Annotated in this window: 11 protein-coding genes; 2 read left to right on the plus strand and 9 right to left on the minus strand. The window is 71.7% G+C overall.

Going from position 1 to position 13,842, the window contains the following annotated elements:
• Positions 1–12 precede the first annotated feature (12 nt).
• The 9 genes from IQ251_RS09550 to IQ251_RS09590 form a co-directional block, all read right to left on the minus strand.
• Positions 13–1,830, minus strand: coding sequence for a hypothetical protein (locus tag IQ251_RS09550; RefSeq protein ID WP_193928140.1), 1,818 nt, complete (start codon positions 1,828–1,830; stop codon positions 13–15).
• 138 nt (positions 1,831–1,968) lie between these two features.
• Positions 1,969–3,807 (minus strand): replicative DNA helicase, encoded by a 1,839-nt coding sequence (gene dnaB, locus IQ251_RS09555; RefSeq protein ID WP_193928141.1) that lies wholly within the window; start codon positions 3,805–3,807, stop codon positions 1,969–1,971.
• 435 nt (positions 3,808–4,242) lie between these two features.
• A complete protein-coding gene (rplI, locus tag IQ251_RS09560) occupies positions 4,243–4,695 on the minus strand; it encodes a 50S ribosomal protein L9 (protein WP_193928142.1) in 453 nt (150 codons plus the stop codon).
• A gap of 83 nt (positions 4,696–4,778) precedes the next feature.
• Positions 4,779–5,015, minus strand: a complete 237-nt coding sequence (rpsR, locus tag IQ251_RS09565) for a 30S ribosomal protein S18 (protein WP_193928143.1) — start codon at positions 5,013–5,015, stop codon at positions 4,779–4,781.
• Positions 5,016–5,066: 51 nt separating this feature from the next.
• Positions 5,067–5,561 carry a single-stranded DNA-binding protein gene (locus tag IQ251_RS09570; protein ID WP_193928144.1) on the minus strand — a complete coding sequence of 165 codons (495 nt, stop codon included), beginning with the start codon at positions 5,559–5,561 and terminating at the stop codon, positions 5,067–5,069.
• A 50-nt stretch (positions 5,562–5,611) separates the two neighbouring features.
• A complete protein-coding gene (gene rpsF / locus IQ251_RS09575; RefSeq protein WP_193928145.1) occupies positions 5,612–5,950 on the minus strand; it encodes a 30S ribosomal protein S6 in 339 nt (112 codons plus the stop codon).
• A 115-nt stretch (positions 5,951–6,065) separates the two neighbouring features.
• Positions 6,066–7,070, minus strand: a complete 1,005-nt coding sequence (locus IQ251_RS09580; protein ID WP_193928146.1) for a hypothetical protein — start codon at positions 7,068–7,070, stop codon at positions 6,066–6,068.
• A 219-nt stretch (positions 7,071–7,289) separates the two neighbouring features.
• Positions 7,290–9,242 (minus strand): YhgE/Pip family protein, encoded by a 1,953-nt coding sequence (locus IQ251_RS09585; protein WP_193928147.1) that lies wholly within the window; start codon positions 9,240–9,242, stop codon positions 7,290–7,292.
• 19 nt (positions 9,243–9,261) lie between these two features.
• Positions 9,262–12,081 carry an MMPL family transporter gene (locus tag IQ251_RS09590; protein ID WP_193928148.1) on the minus strand — a complete coding sequence of 940 codons (2,820 nt, stop codon included), beginning with the start codon at positions 12,079–12,081 and terminating at the stop codon, positions 9,262–9,264.
• 187 nt (positions 12,082–12,268) lie between these two features.
• On the opposite strand from IQ251_RS09590, the gene IQ251_RS09595 reads away from it, so the two are divergent.
• Both IQ251_RS09595 and IQ251_RS09600 read left to right on the plus strand, forming a co-directional pair.
• The gene (locus tag IQ251_RS09595) at positions 12,269–13,006 is read left to right on the plus strand and encodes a TetR/AcrR family transcriptional regulator (protein ID WP_193928149.1); all 738 of its coding nucleotides are present in this window, start codon (positions 12,269–12,271) and stop codon (positions 13,004–13,006) included.
• A 10-nt stretch (positions 13,007–13,016) separates the two neighbouring features.
• Positions 13,017–13,784 (plus strand): deoxyribonuclease IV, encoded by a 768-nt coding sequence (locus tag IQ251_RS09600; RefSeq protein WP_193928150.1) that lies wholly within the window; start codon positions 13,017–13,019, stop codon positions 13,782–13,784.
• The last annotated feature ends 58 nt before the right edge of the window (positions 13,785–13,842 follow it).

Raw genomic sequence — 13,842 nt, forward strand, 5'->3', positions numbered from 1 at the left:
AGCGGACCGGCGTCAGGCCACCCCCGCGCCGGAGACCCGGGACAGCGCGGCATCCGCGGCCCGAGCCACCCGTTCCTCCGGGTGCAGCTCGGCCAGCACCCCCAGCAGCAGGCCCGCGCCCGCATGCCCGGTGGAGGGCAGCTTCTCCACCACCGCCAACTGCTGGTCGACCGTCCACTCCTGGAACTCCTCCAGCACGGTCTCCGGGCTGTCGCCGGCCACCGCGGTCATCCCGTCCAGCACGAAGAGCAGCTCGTCATCGGCCTCCAGGCGCACCTCGGGGCCTTCCTGCCTACCCTGCAGCCAGACGCGCACCGCGTGCCCGGCCACCGGGTCCTCGGCCAGCCCGGCCGCCGCGGCGACCCCCGGTGCACCGACCTGCTCCAGCAGCCACAGCGCGGTGATCCGGATTCCCGGGTCGTCCACCCGGCGCAGCAGGCCGGCCAGCTGTTCGGCGGCCTGCTCGGCACCCCGGAACTCGATCCACCCCGGTACCAGCACGCCCAGCGCATCGCCGTCCGCGTCCGCGGCCACCAGCGCCACGACCTCGGCCGAGTGCGGGATCAGCTCCTCGGCCACCGGTGCCCGGTAGCCCGATTCGCGCAGCGACGCCCGCGCGGCGCCGAGCCCCAGCGGGGTCAGCTCGAAGACCTCCGACTCCGCCGGATCGTCCGCATCCGGCATCGCCCGCACCGCGCCCAGGGCCGACCACAGCGACAGCAGTGGTCGCACGACCTCGCGCACCTCGTCGACCCCGGCCTCCGGGGCCTCCTCGTCGGTGTCCTCGTCGGCCTCGTCCTCCTCGTCGTCCGCGCCCGCGGCCAGCAGGTCGGCTGCCGCTTCGGTCAGCACCTCCGCGGAGACCGGCTCATCGCGCACGTACAGCACGGTGAGCATCGAGCCCAGCACGTCGGAGAACGCCTCGGCGGGATCGGTCAGCTCGTCCAGCGGCTCGGCGAGCACATCGGCCAGTTGTTGCACGCCGCGCCACAATCCGTCCCAGAGCAGCCCCGGTTCGGCCAGCAGCGGCTGTGCGAGCACGCTCGGCACGAGCCGCTCGCCGGCCACGCGCACCAGGCCCGCGTGCCGGACCCACTCCAGCAGCACCCCGGTCTCGAACCCGTCGATGCCCAGCTTCTCGGCCAGTTCGCTGACATCGCTGTCCAGCTCCCGCCCGGAACCGATCCACTCCACGACCGCGCTCGCCCGGGCCAGCGCCTCGGTGTGCTCGGCCTCCGCCTGCTGCGGATCGTCCTCGGGCAACACGACCGGCGGCAGCCACACCGCGGGCGGCTCGGCGGCGTCGTCCCGCTCCTCGATCTGCTCCGCGAGATCGGTGTCCACATCGATCTCGCCGGACTCCACGCCGGTCATGAACCCGATCACCGACTCCGGATCTCCGGTGTCCAGGCCGAATTCCAGCATCGTGGCCGACCAGAACTTGTCCGCGCCCCACTCGCCGGGATCGGCCATGGCGGCCTTGTGCGCGGCGGTGAGCTCCTCCACCGCCTCGTGCAGCTCGTCGGCCGTGTCCGGTGTGTCCAGCAGCCCCTCCTCCTGCAGGAAGTCCAGCCAGACGTGCAGGAACCGCGGGGCTGCGGAGAAGTCCGGGACCTGCAGCTCGCGGGGGGCCCAGCGCAGCAGGTAGCGCTGCACGTCCTCGGTGCTCCACCAGGTCAGCAGGCCGTCCCGGGCGAACTTCCCGTCCAGCAGGCAGGACGCCTGCGGCGCGATGTCCTCGCCGTCGGCGTGACCGCTGCAGCGGGTGATCAGCTCGGCCTTCGCCGCGGCGAACTGCTCGGTCTCGCCGTGGATGAAAGCGGTACGCATGACTCGCGCCTTTCGCTGTAGATGTGCGGGCCATGCTGAGGATAGGGACGCCGGGATGCCCCCTCGCGGAGCAGGTCGCGCGGGTGTGTCGTCCGGGCCCGCGGCCAGCGGGAACGTGCCGGGACCGCTCGGCCGCGGCTATTCCGGGGCCATGTCCACGAAGCGGCTGTAGTGCAGCTGGTGCGCCACGGTGATCGTGCTGGTCGGGCCCGCGCGGTGCTTGGCCAGGATCAGGTCCGCCTCGCCCATCCGCGGATCGTCCCGTTCGAACGCGTCCGGCCGGTGGATCAGGATCACCATGTCGGCATCCTGTTCGAGGGAGCCGGACTCGCGTAGATCGGACAGTTGGGGCTTCTTGTCCGTTCTCTGTTCCGGGCCGCGGTTGAGCTGCGAGATCGCCACCACCGGCACTTCGAGTTCCTTGGCCAGCAGCTTGAGCTGCCGGGAGAACTCCGACACCTCCTGCTGGCGCGACTCGACCCGCTTGCCCGAGGTCATCAGCTGCATGTAGTCCACGACGATCAGCTGGATGTCGTGCCGCTGCTTGAGCCGCCGGGCCTTGGCCCGGATCTCCATCATGGTCAGGTTCGGCGAGTCATCGATGAACACCGGCGCTTCGCTGATCTCGCTCATCCGGCGGGCCAGCCGCGTCCAGTCGTCGTCGGTCATCCGCCCGCCGCGCATATCGCCCAGCCGGATGCGCGCCTCGGCGGAGAGCATCCGCATGACGATCTCGGTGCGCCCCATCTCCAGCGAGAAGATCACGCTGGACAGGCCGTTCTTGACCGAGGCCGCCCGCGCGAAGTCCAGGCCCAGCGTGGAGTTGTGCGTGGGGACCATCGAGGCACCGGCCAGGTACAGGCTGTCCGCCGCGTCCACCTGCACGCAGCGCACCGGCACGCTGGCGACCGGGCGCACGGCCGTGATCCGGTGCGGGGCCCGTGGCTCGCGCCCGGGCGGGCCGACCGGGGCGGCGGCGATCGGATGCCCCGGGCCCGACGGCGGGTCGGCCGCGAGCTCCGCGGTGGTGCGCACCCGGCCCGCGCCCTGTTCGCCGATCAACCACTGGTGCTCGGCATCGGCGATCAGCGCGCTGCCGTCGGCGAACCCGATCTCGAAGCACGGGCGGTCGTGCAGGGTGTCCGTGGCCGCGAGGACCTCGGTGGGCCTGCCGTCCGCACCGATCAGCCGGTCGCCGGTGCGCACCCCGCCCATCGTGGTCCACCCGTCCGGCGTGGGCAGCGGGGTGTCCAGCGCGAGCGCCTTGCCCACACCGGGACGCGCCGCGACGATGATCATCTGACCGGAGTGCAGGCCGTTGGTGACCTCGTCCAGATCGGCGAACCCGGTGGGCAGGCCCTGCGACTCCCCGCCGCGCGAGGCGATGGCGTCGATCTCGTCCATCGTCGGCTGCAGCAGGTCTTCGAGCGCGGCGTAGTCCTCGCTGGTACGCCGCTCGGTGACGTCGTAGATGGATGCCTGCGCGCGGTCCACGACCTCTTCGATCGCCGCGCCCTCGGAACCGTGGTAGCCCAGCTGCACGATCCGGGTGCCCGCTTCGACCAGGCGGCGCAGCACGGCCTTCTCCGAGACGATCTCGGCGTAGTAGCCGGCGTTGGCCGCGGTCGGCACGGTCGCGATCAGCGTGTGCAGGTACGGTGCGCCGCCGACCTTGAGCAGCTCCTGGCGGCGCTCCAGGTCGGCCGAGACGGTGATCGCGTCGGCGGGCTCACCGCGGCCGTAGAGGTCCAGCACGCACTCGTAGATGGCCTGGTGCGCGGGACGGTAGAAGTCGTTCGGGCGGAGCACCTCGACGACGTCGGCGATGGCGTCCTTGCTCAGCATCATCCCGCCGAGCACCGATTGCTCGGCGGAGAGGTCCTGCGGGGGCTGGCGGTCGAACGCGGTGTTCCCGCCGGCAGCACCGCCGCTCTCGGCGATGTACGGGTCTTCTTCCCGCTCGTCGGACACGGCCATCGACCCCGTCACCTCCTCCGGCACCGCCCGCGGCACCGATCGCGCACGCATGCCCGCGCGCGGAAGCTAGGCCGTCAGCCCGGGCCGGACAACTCGTGATGTGGAAGAACGTCGGGACGACTTGTGGACAAGTCGGCCCCAGTTGGGGACAGCTGTGTACAACAAGCTCCGCCGCTGGGGAAAACCTGGGGACAACCGGCGGCAGACGTCACGTCGCCCCAGGTCAGAAGGTTTTCTCCAGCTGTGGAGAGAATCCGCGGCTGTGCCACGGCGTGTCCGCGCGGTGGGCGTGTCGCGCAGTGGCGCCGCCGGGATCGATCGCGCGAACCGCAGGTGGGCACCGGTGCGGACGGACACCGCCGCGCGGCACCGTCCGCATCCGGCGGACCGGATCGGGCGGTGCCGCGCCCCGGTGTGCTGCTTCCGTCGCGGCGCTTACTGCTGCGCCGCGACGTTCAGGCTGACGCTGGCCTGCACGTCGGGGTGCAGCTGCACGTCGGCGACGTGCTTGCCCAGCGACTTCACGTGCTGGCGCAGCGAGACCGAACGCTTGTCCAGGTTCGGACCGCCGGCCTTGCGCACCGCGGCGACGACGTCGCCGGCGGTGATCGAGCCGAACAGCTTGCCCTGCTTCGAGACCTTGGCGGTCAGCTCGACCGCGCCGAGGTCCTGCAGCTGCTGCTTGAGCTCCTGGGCGTGCTCCAGGTTGCGCACCCGGCGGGCCTCCTGGACCCGCTGGATCGTCTGGATCTGCTTCTCCGCGCCCTTGGTGGCGACGATCGCCAGGCTGCGCGGCAGCAGGTAGTTGCGGGCGTAGCCGTCCCGGACCTCGACGATGTCACCCGAATCGCCGAGACCGGCCACGTCAGCAGTGAGGATGATCTTCACGACGTGTCTCCTTCAAGATGTCCCGCGAGCCCCGGCCCCGCGGCGGAGCCGGACTCGCGGCCGCTGCGGATGGGAACCGGCGATCAGCGGGCGGTCGAGGTGTACGGCAGCAGGGCCATCTCCCGCGCGTTCTTCACCGCGATGGCGATGTCGCGCTGGTGCTGGCTGCAGTTGCCGGTCACCCGGCGGGCACGGATCTTGCCGCGGTCCGAGATGTACTTGCGCAGCAGCGTCGTGTCCTTGTAGTCGATCTGCGTCGGCTTGTCCTTGCAGAAAACGCAGACCTTCTTCTTCGGCTTGCGCACGGGCGCCTTGGCCATCGGTCTTCCTCCTGAGCGAAAACTTCGAAGCGTGCCTTGGGGATGCGCCGGTCAGAACGGCGGCTCGTCGCTGAAACCGTTGCCGCCCGAACCCGCCGGCGGGGCCGAACCCCACGGGTCGTCGGCCTGACCTGCGGCGGCCATACCGCCGCCGCCACCGCTGAACCCGCCGCCGCCACCGCGACTGACCTTGTTGACCTTGGCAGTGGCGTAGCGCAGTGCCGGGCCGATCTCGTCGACATCGAGCTCGACGACCGTGCGCTTCTCGCCTTCCTTCGTCTCGAAGGAGCGCTGCCGCAGCCGTCCCTGGGCGAGCACGCGCATGCCGCGCGTCAGCGACTCGGCCACGTTCTCCGCGGCCTGGCGCCAGATGCTGCACCGCATGAAGAGGGGGTCGCCGTCCTTCCACTCGCCGTTCTGGCGGTCGAAGGTCCGCGGGGTGGACGCGATCGTGAAGTTCGCGACCGCGGCACCGGACGGGGTGAAGCGCAGTTCCGGGTCGGCGGTGAGGTTGCCGACCACCGTGATTACCGTTTCACCAGCCATGACCTGGGGACTCCAGTCTGCTCGTAGCGGGTTCGCCGGTCAGTGCCGGATCAGGCAGACGCCTTGGCGTTGGCCTTGGCGAAACGAGCGGCCTTGCGGGGCTCGACGACCTTGCGCAGCACCTTGGTCCGCAGGATGGACTCGTTGAGGTTCAGCTGGCGGTCCAGCTCCTTGATCGTCGCCGACTCGCTGTTGATGTCGAGGACGACGTAGACGCCTTCGGCCTGCTTGTTGATCTCGTACGACAGCCGGCGGCGGCCCCAGACATCGAGCTTCTCGATGGTGCCGCCGTCGTTGCGCACGACTTTGAGGAAGTTCTCCAAGGACGAAGCGACGTTGCGCTCGTCCTGGCTCGGGTCGAGGATGACCATGAGCTCGTAATGACGCATGAGGACCACTCACCTCCTGTGGACTCGCGGCCACGGGCTCTCCGTGGCAGGAGGGTCGTCACGTCGACGAACCGGTCAAGGCTAGCAAGCCCCTCCGGCAGTGCTCCGGACCGGGTCAGCTCCTGCGCAGCACCCAGCTGCGGACCAGAGCGGCCGTCACCAGCGCGAGCGACACCGCGCCGAGCAGCACGGGAGCCGCGATCCGGTCGGTGCTGCTCTCCGCGGCCACCGGGCGCGCCTCGCCGGCGGCCTCGACCTCCGCGCGCTGCTCGCGGGTCTGCTGCTGCGCCGCGGAGTGCTGCTGCTGTTCCGCGGACGGGGGCGGTGTCCCGCCCTGCGGGGACTCCTGCGGCAGCCGACCGAAACGCCCCTGCTCCCAGGGAAGTTCGGAAGCGGGCAGGTCGCGCAGCTCGGGAGGCAGCACGCTCAGCGCCGCGGGGGACGCGTCGGGGTCAACCGCGGTCACCGGTGCCGAGCGCTGCGGCGCGGTCGGCGCACCCGGCTGCGCGGATCCCGGCTGCTCGGGCGGCGGTGCGGGGTTGCTCGGCTCGGCGGGAGGCGGCTGTTCGTTCGCGGGAGGCTGCTCCGGCGGCGCGGGCTGCCCGGTCTCCTCGTCCTCCTCCGGGACCTCGGCGCGCACGGTGACGCCGTTGCCGATGCTGACCAGGTTGCGGAAGTGGGAGGACACGTCCTCGACCTTGTCCTCCGGCAACCCGATCGCGGCCAGCTCGGATTCGGCGGCGTCGGCGATGTCCGCGCCGGAGTAGAAGTTGCTGCCTTCCTCGGCGGTGCCCAGCGGGATCGGGTCGAGCTCGCGGAACTGCTCGGTGGCCTCGTCGGCCGGACCGAAGGCCAGCGGCATGGCCAGCAGCACGGCCTGGCGCACCTTGAAGTCCATCACCGCCGGGTCCAGCACCACCTGCTGGCCCGGCTGCGCGTCGACGACGGCCAGCGCCGAGTCGACGACGACGGGTTCGGCCGCGGATGCGGATTCGGCTGACGCGGTGCCCGCTCCGGCTGCGGCTCCCGCGGCGAGCACGAGCCCGGCGAGTCCGGTGCCCGTCACCCGGACCGCGGGCTTGATCAGCGGATGCGGGCGTCCCCGCCGCGAACCGTCCATTGCGCGCCTCCCCACGAACGTGTGAGCCCTAGCCTCTCAGATACGAACAACTCGCCGACACCGCTCCGGGTAACGGTGTGTGGGGAAATTCGGTGCGAACTCCGCCATTCGGCCGCGTCCGGCGGGCAAGTGCGGTGAACGGCACACCTGCCCCGCCGATGCGGCGGGGCGCCCGGACGTCCCCCGTCCGAGCGCCCCGCTCAGTCACCCCCGGTGCGTTCAGGCGCGCGCCACCTGCTGCAGCCCGTGGCCCACGGCCATCCCGGTGGCCTTGACCGTGCGGGTGCGTTCCACGGCCAGGTAGCTCACCGCCAGCCCGGCCAGCGCCCACACGACCAGCGCCGCGATCCCGCCGCCGCCCGGTGCGGTGGCGGCGAACACGGCGCGCAGCCCGTCCAGCGCGGGACCCACCGGCAGCACCCCGGTGATCTGCTGCAGCACTCCGGGCACCGCCGTGGTGAACCCGGTAGCCAGCACGAGCAGGCCGACCAGCATGGACAGGAACCGGCCGAATCCGCCGACGGCACCCAGCGCCTGGTTGACCGCGGTGAACGCCAGCGCGATCAGCACCAGCAGGCCCGCGCTCGCGGCCCACGGACCGGCGGCGAGCCCCTGGGCCGCGCCGACGACCGCGGACACCAGCAGGCCCTGCACCGCGGCGACCGCGGCGGGCAACCGGAATCCGTCCCACACCAGCCGCAGCGAGGAGCGGGTGGACTCCAGCGCGTGCCCGGGCACCGGGCGCAGCACGAGGAAGGTCGCCAGCGCGCCGGCCCACAGCGCGAGCACCGCGTACAGCGGCGGCCCGGAGGAACCGAAGCCGTGCCCGGTCCCCTCCTCCGCGCTGATCGGGTCGGCCACGGTCTGCGCGAGCTGGTCCCGCTCGCCCTCCGAGTAGGTGGGCAGTTCCTCCACCGCCCGGTCCAGCCCGGAGGAGAGCTCCCCGGTGCCGTCGCCGAGCTGGCTGGCCCCGTTGGACAGCTCGCGGATGCCGCCGGAGAGCTGATCCGCACCGTCGGCGAGGCCGTTGGCCCCGTCCCCGGTCTGCTGCAGGCCGCCCGCCAGCTGGTCGGCACCGCCGGCCAACTGGTCGGCACCGCCGGCGAGCTGGTCGACCCCGCCGGACAGCGCGCCCAGGCCGCCGCCGGACTCCGGCGTGCGCCCGGCGAGCGCGTCCAGTCCACCGGAGATCCCGTCGCTGGCCAGCTGGACCTGCCCGGCGCCTTCGGCGAGCGCTTCGGCCTTGGCCGCCTGGATGGCGACCTTGGTGCACACCGGGAGCGTGCCCGGCGGGCAGGTCTTGGTCATCTCACCGAGGTCGTCGGCCATGGTCTGCAGCTCACCGCGGATCTGCGTGACGCCCTCGTTCTCCTGCGCGGAGACGTCGGCCAGGGTGCCGGCCTGCTCCGGGAGCGCAGCGGTCTGCTCGCGCATCTGCGCCAGGCCCGCGGCCAGCCCGTTGGCCCCCTCGGCGAGCTGGTCGGCACCGCCGCCGAGCTGCCCGATCCCGTCGGCCAGCGCCCGCGACCCGCCGGCGAGCTCGTCCCCGCCTGCGGCGAGTTGCTCGGTCCCGCCTGCCAGCTGCTCGGCGCCGTCGGCCAGCGAGGTCGCGCCGTTCGAGGCTTCGCCGAGCTGGTCGCCGAGCGTGTTGAACCCGACGTAGAGGTTGTCCAGGTAAGTGGTGGTGAGCTCGTTGCCGAGCAGGCCGGTCGCCGTGGAGGTCACCTCGCGGCTGACGGCCTCATCGGCCAGCTTGCTGCGCTCACCGGTGGTCACGTCGATCGTGGCCTGCTGGGCCTGCGCGGGATCACCGGAGAACGAGGTGGCGGCCGCGGAGAAGTTCTCCGGGATCGTCACCACCGCCGCGTAGGTGCCGTCCTGCAGCCCTTCGGCGGCGGTCTGCTGGTTGGCGAACTCCCACTCGTAGTTGCTGTCGATCTCGTCGCCGGCGAGCTTGCCGGACAGCTGCCTGCCGAGCGGGGTGAGCTGGCCTTGGACCTCGACCGGTTCGTCGTTGTTCACGATGGCGGCTTTGACGCCGCCCCTCTGCTCGTCCGGATCGCCCAGCGCCCAGACGAGCACGCCCGCGATGGCCAGCGGGACCAGCAGGAGACCGATGACGGGCAGGACCGCGCTGCGGAAGCGGGACCGCCCTGGGGATATCGAGCGCACAGCGGCTACCTCGGCTTTCTTACAGAGTCGCGTCCGAGAGGGGGCGGTACGGCGCCGTGCCGTGCTCGCGCAGGTCGGTGACCTCGACCCGAGCGGTGGACGGCAGCAGGTCGCGCATGTCGGCCAGTCCGGTCGTGCCGGCGATCACCGCCGTGTCCGCGTCGGCGAGCAGATCGCGGATCTCGTGCCGCTCACCGGGGTCGGTGACCCGGTCGGTGCGGTCGAGCACCAGGGCCTCCGGGCGGTCGCGCAGCGCACGGCGCACCGATTCGGCACCGCCGTCGCCCGCGTCCACGCAGGCCACCCGGGAGCGGACCGCGGAGGCCCGCGCGGGCAGCACGTGGCCGAGGACCTTGAGCTTGCCGCCGTCGGCGGACATCCGGCCGGACAGCGTGAGCAGCAGCGCGCTCACCGCGGCCTCGTCCGTGCCGCGCACCACGTGCGTGCCGCCGCGCGGTGCGCGGAACCCGACCCCGCGGTAGATCGGCCGGCCGGAGGCGGGTTCCCGCAGGTGCAGCCCTTCGCAGGCGACCGCGTCGGTCGAACCGGGTTCCGGCCAGTCGGCCAGCCGCAGCTCCTCGTGCAGGTTCTCGCCCTCCACGTCGAAGGACGGCAGTGCGCGGCCCAACCTGCGCGGCATCCACCAGGCGTGCCTGCCGAGCAGCGCCATCACCGCGGGGACCAGGGTCATCCGCACGATGAACGCGTCGACGAACACCCCGACGGCCAGGCCGAACGCGATCGGTTTGAGGTTGGCGTCGCCTTCGGGCACGAACGCCACGAACACGGCGAACATGATCACCGCGGCGGCGGTCACCACCGGGGCCGAGGCGACGAAGCCGCTGCGCACCGAGCGGGCAGCGTCCCCGGTGCGCACGTAGTCCTCGCGCATCCGGGTGACGAGGAAGACCTCGTAGTCCATGGCGAGCCCGAACAGCACGCCCATGAGCACGATCGGCATGAAGCTGATGACCGGGCCGGTGTAGTCGAGGTTGAACACCCCGGCCAGCCAGCCGTCCTGGAAGACCAGCTTCACCAGGCCCAGCGAGGCCCCGATGCTGAGCAGGTAGCCCAGGGTCGCCTTGATCGGCACGGCCACCGAGCGGAACACCATGGTCAGCAGGATCAGCGACAGGCCCACGACGACCACGCCGAACGGCACCAGGGCTTCGCCGAGCTTCTCCGAGACGTCGATGCCGACGGCGGTGAAGCCGGTGACCGAGAGGTCGATGCCGTGCTCGGCCTGGAAGTGCCCGTTCAGCGCGCGGAGCTCGTCGACGAGCTGGCGGGTCTGCTCGGAGTCCGGGGAGCCTTCCGGGACCACCTGCACGATCCCGGTGTCGGCGGTCGGGTTGGGCACCGCCATCGGCACGTCGGCCACGCCCGGCAGCTGGGAGATCTCCCGCTCCAGGTCCTCCATCAGCCCGAGCGGATCATCGCTGGTGACGATGTTGCCGGTGACGACGAGCGGGCCGTTGACGCCTTCGCCGAAGTGCTCGGAGACCAGGTCGTAGGTCACCCGCGGCGGATCGCCCTCGGGCAGCGCGCCCGCATCGGGCAGCGCGAGGCGGAGGCCGGCGGCGGGTGCGGTCGCCAGGCCGAGCACGCCGACCACGATGAGCACGGTCACCACCGGGAAGCGGGTCACCGCGCGCACCCAGCCGCCGAAGAACCGGTTGCCGTGCGCGTTCTCGGCGGGCTGCTGCCCGTCGACGTGCTGCCCGTTGAGCTGCTGCCCGTCGACGTGCCGGTCGCCGGTGCCCTGCTGCACGTACTGCTGCTGCGCGCCGCGCCGCTTGCCGCGCCGCTTCGAGCTGCGCGGGCGCAGCCGCTCGCCGGCGAAGCCGAGCAGCGCGGGCACCATGGTGAGCGAGACCAGCACGGCGAGGCCGACGGTCACCGCGGCGGTCAGCCCCATCACGGTCAGGAACGGGATCCCGGCGACGCCGAGGCCGACCAGGGCGATCATCACGGTCAGCCCGGCGAAGATGACGGCCGATCCGGCGGTGGCCACCGCGCGGGCCGCGGCTTCGCGGGGGCTGGATCCGCTGCGCAGTTCCTGCTGGTGCCGGGAGACGATGAACAGCGCGTAGTCGATCCCGACGGCCAGTCCGAGCATCAGTGCCAGCAGCGGGGCGGTGGCGGTGATCGGCGTGACGGCCGTGGCCAGCAGGATCAGCGCCATCGAGACGCCGACGCCGATGAGCGCGTTGATCAGCGGCATGCCTGCGGCGACGAAGGAGCCCAGCGTCAGCACCAGCACGATCAGCGCCACGAGCAGGCCGAGCGCTTCGATGATGCTCAGCCCGGGCATCTCCTGGGCGAACAGCTGCCCGCCGTGCGAGACCTCGGTCCCGCCGGGCAGCCGGTCCTGCAGCGAGCCGGCGATCTCGGCGAAGGAGTCCTTGGTGGAGTCGGTGATCTGGGTGGCGTCGCCGGACATCTGCACCGAGATGAGTCCGGCCCGGCCGTCCTCGCTGATCATCCCGCCGAGATCGGTCTGGTAGGGCGAGACGGCCTGTTCGGCCTGGTCCAGCTCGCCGAGCCGGTCGACGGTCTGCTCGACCTCGCGCTGCACGGCGGGGTCGTGCACGTCCTGACCGGGCGGGGCGACCACGATGACCTGTCCCTGGGCACCGCTGGTCTCCGGGAACGTCACCGACAGCCGGTCGAGGGCGTCCTGCGCCTCGGTGCCGGGAATGGTGACGGTGTTGTCCATGCCGTTGTTCAGCAGGCCGGCGGCCCCGCCCGCGACGGCCAGCGCCGCCAGCCAGAGGGCGAGCACGGTCTTGCGGAAGTCGAAGGCTCTGCGACCTAGCGAGTAGAGCAGTGACGACACGCGAACTCCTTCGCCACGGCACACCGGTCCGGGGCCGAGATGGTGAGAACGGGCAGAATACGAAAACGTATCCGATACACCTCTGTATCTGATACAGGATCGTATCCGCTACGATTTGTCACTCCATCGAGGGGGTTCGCGGTCTGCGAGCCTGGGAGTGGCAACGGCTGCAGAGAGGACACGCCCCGTGAGCAACAGCGAGCCCGTCACGTCCCCGCCCGGTGGCGGCAAGCGGGAGACGGCGCGCCGGGCCAAGACCCGGGAGCGGCTGCTGGACGCCGCGTACCGGCAGTTCTGCGCCAACGGGATCAACGGCACCTCCATCGAGGCGATCACCGACGACGCCGGGTTCAGCCGCGGCGCCTTCTACTCCAACTTCGCCAGCAAGGAGGAGCTGTTCGTCGCGCTCACCGAGCGGGAGAACCGGACCCAGCTCGAAGCCCTGCGCGAGCGGTTCGCCGATGTCCTCGCCCCGCTCGGGCGCGCATCGGGCAAGCCCGGACCGGACGTCATCGAGGACGTCCTCGCCGACGTCCTGGCGTTCCAGCCGGCCGGTCGGCAGTGGTGCCTGCTCAACAGCGAGTTCCGGTTGCTGGCCATGCGCAACCAGCAGATCGCCCCGCAGTTCCTGGACAGCACCCGCGCCTTCCACCGCGAGCTCGCCGCCATGGTGGACACCGCGCTGGCCGAGGTCGGGCTGCGCTTCGTGGTCGACTCGGTGCACTTGACCCGGATGCTCATCGAGCAGTTCGAGACTTCGATGGAGGACGCGATCCTGGCCGGCGTCGAGGACACCGAACGCGCCGCGCGGGAGAACATCATGCTCACCCTGCCCCAGCTGGTGCACAGCCTTACCGAAGTCGCCGAACCCGGGAACGCCGAACCCGGGGTCGGCGACCCGCAAGCTTCGGCACAGCGGTCCTAAACTCTGCGGTATGCGCATCGGGGCCCACGTCCGGGACGACGAACCGCTCATCGCCGCCAGTGAGCGCGGTGCCGAGGTGGTGCAGTTCTTCCTGTCCGACCCGCAGGGCTGGAAGGCGCCGAAACCGCATCCGCGCGCCGAGCAGCTGCGCAGCGGGGACGTCGAGGTGTTCGTGCACGCCCCGTACGTGATCAACGTGGCCTCGCTGAACAACCGCATCCGCATCCCGTCCCGCAAGGCGGTGCTGCAGCAGGCGCGGGCCGCGGCAGACATCGGCGCGTCCGGGCTGATCGTGCACGGCGGGCACGTCACCAAGGACGACGATCCGGCCGAGGGCGTGGCCAACTGGCGCAAGCTGTTCGAGCGGCAGGCCGATGAGGGCGGGTTCGACGTCCCGGTGCTCATCGAGAACACCGCGGGCGGCGGCAACGCGATGGCCCGCTGGCTGGATTCGCTGGCCCGGCTGTGGGACGCGGTCGGCGAGTTCGGCGCCGGGTTCTGCCTGGACACCTGCCACGCGCACGCCGCAGGCGAGGAGCTGGCCGGGATCGTGCAGCGGGTGCGCGCCATCACCGGGCGGATCGACCTGGTGCACCTCAACGACTCGCGCGACGAGTTCGGTTCCGCGCGCGACCGGCACACCAACATCGGCACCGGGCGCATCGACCGGGACCTGCTCGTGGCGGTGTGCGCGGAGGCGGCGGCGCCGGTCGTGGTGGAGACCCCGGACGAGGGGCAGGCCGCCGACATCGAGTTCCTGCGTTCCGCGCTGGGCTGAGCACCGAGTCGAACGGGAGGCTTCCGCCATCCGCACCACCCAGGAACCGGGCACGGGC

It is taken from the genome of Saccharopolyspora montiporae (assembly GCF_015209505.1).
Classification (GTDB): Bacteria; Actinomycetota; Actinomycetes; order Mycobacteriales; family Pseudonocardiaceae; genus Saccharopolyspora; species Saccharopolyspora montiporae.

Excerpts from the sequence above, each read along its gene's own strand:
- rpsR (WP_193928143.1), bottom strand. The coding sequence starts at position 5,015 with ATGGCCAAGGCGCCCGTGCGCAAGCCGAAGAAGAAGGTCTGCGTTTTC.
- IQ251_RS09570 (WP_193928144.1), bottom strand. The coding sequence starts at position 5,561 with ATGGCTGGTGAAACGGTAATCACGGTGGTCGGCAACCTCACCGCCGAC.
- IQ251_RS09580 (WP_193928146.1), bottom strand. The coding sequence starts at position 7,070 with ATGGACGGTTCGCGGCGGGGACGCCCGCATCCGCTGATCAAGCCCGCG.
- rpsF (WP_193928145.1), bottom strand. The coding sequence starts at position 5,950 with ATGCGTCATTACGAGCTCATGGTCATCCTCGACCCGAGCCAGGACGAG.
- IQ251_RS09600 (WP_193928150.1), top strand. The coding sequence starts at position 13,017 with ATGCGCATCGGGGCCCACGTCCGGGACGACGAACCGCTCATCGCCGCC.
- IQ251_RS09550 (WP_193928140.1), bottom strand. The coding sequence starts at position 1,830 with ATGCGTACCGCTTTCATCCACGGCGAGACCGAGCAGTTCGCCGCGGCG.
- dnaB (WP_193928141.1), bottom strand. The coding sequence starts at position 3,807 with ATGGCCGTGTCCGACGAGCGGGAAGAAGACCCGTACATCGCCGAGAGC.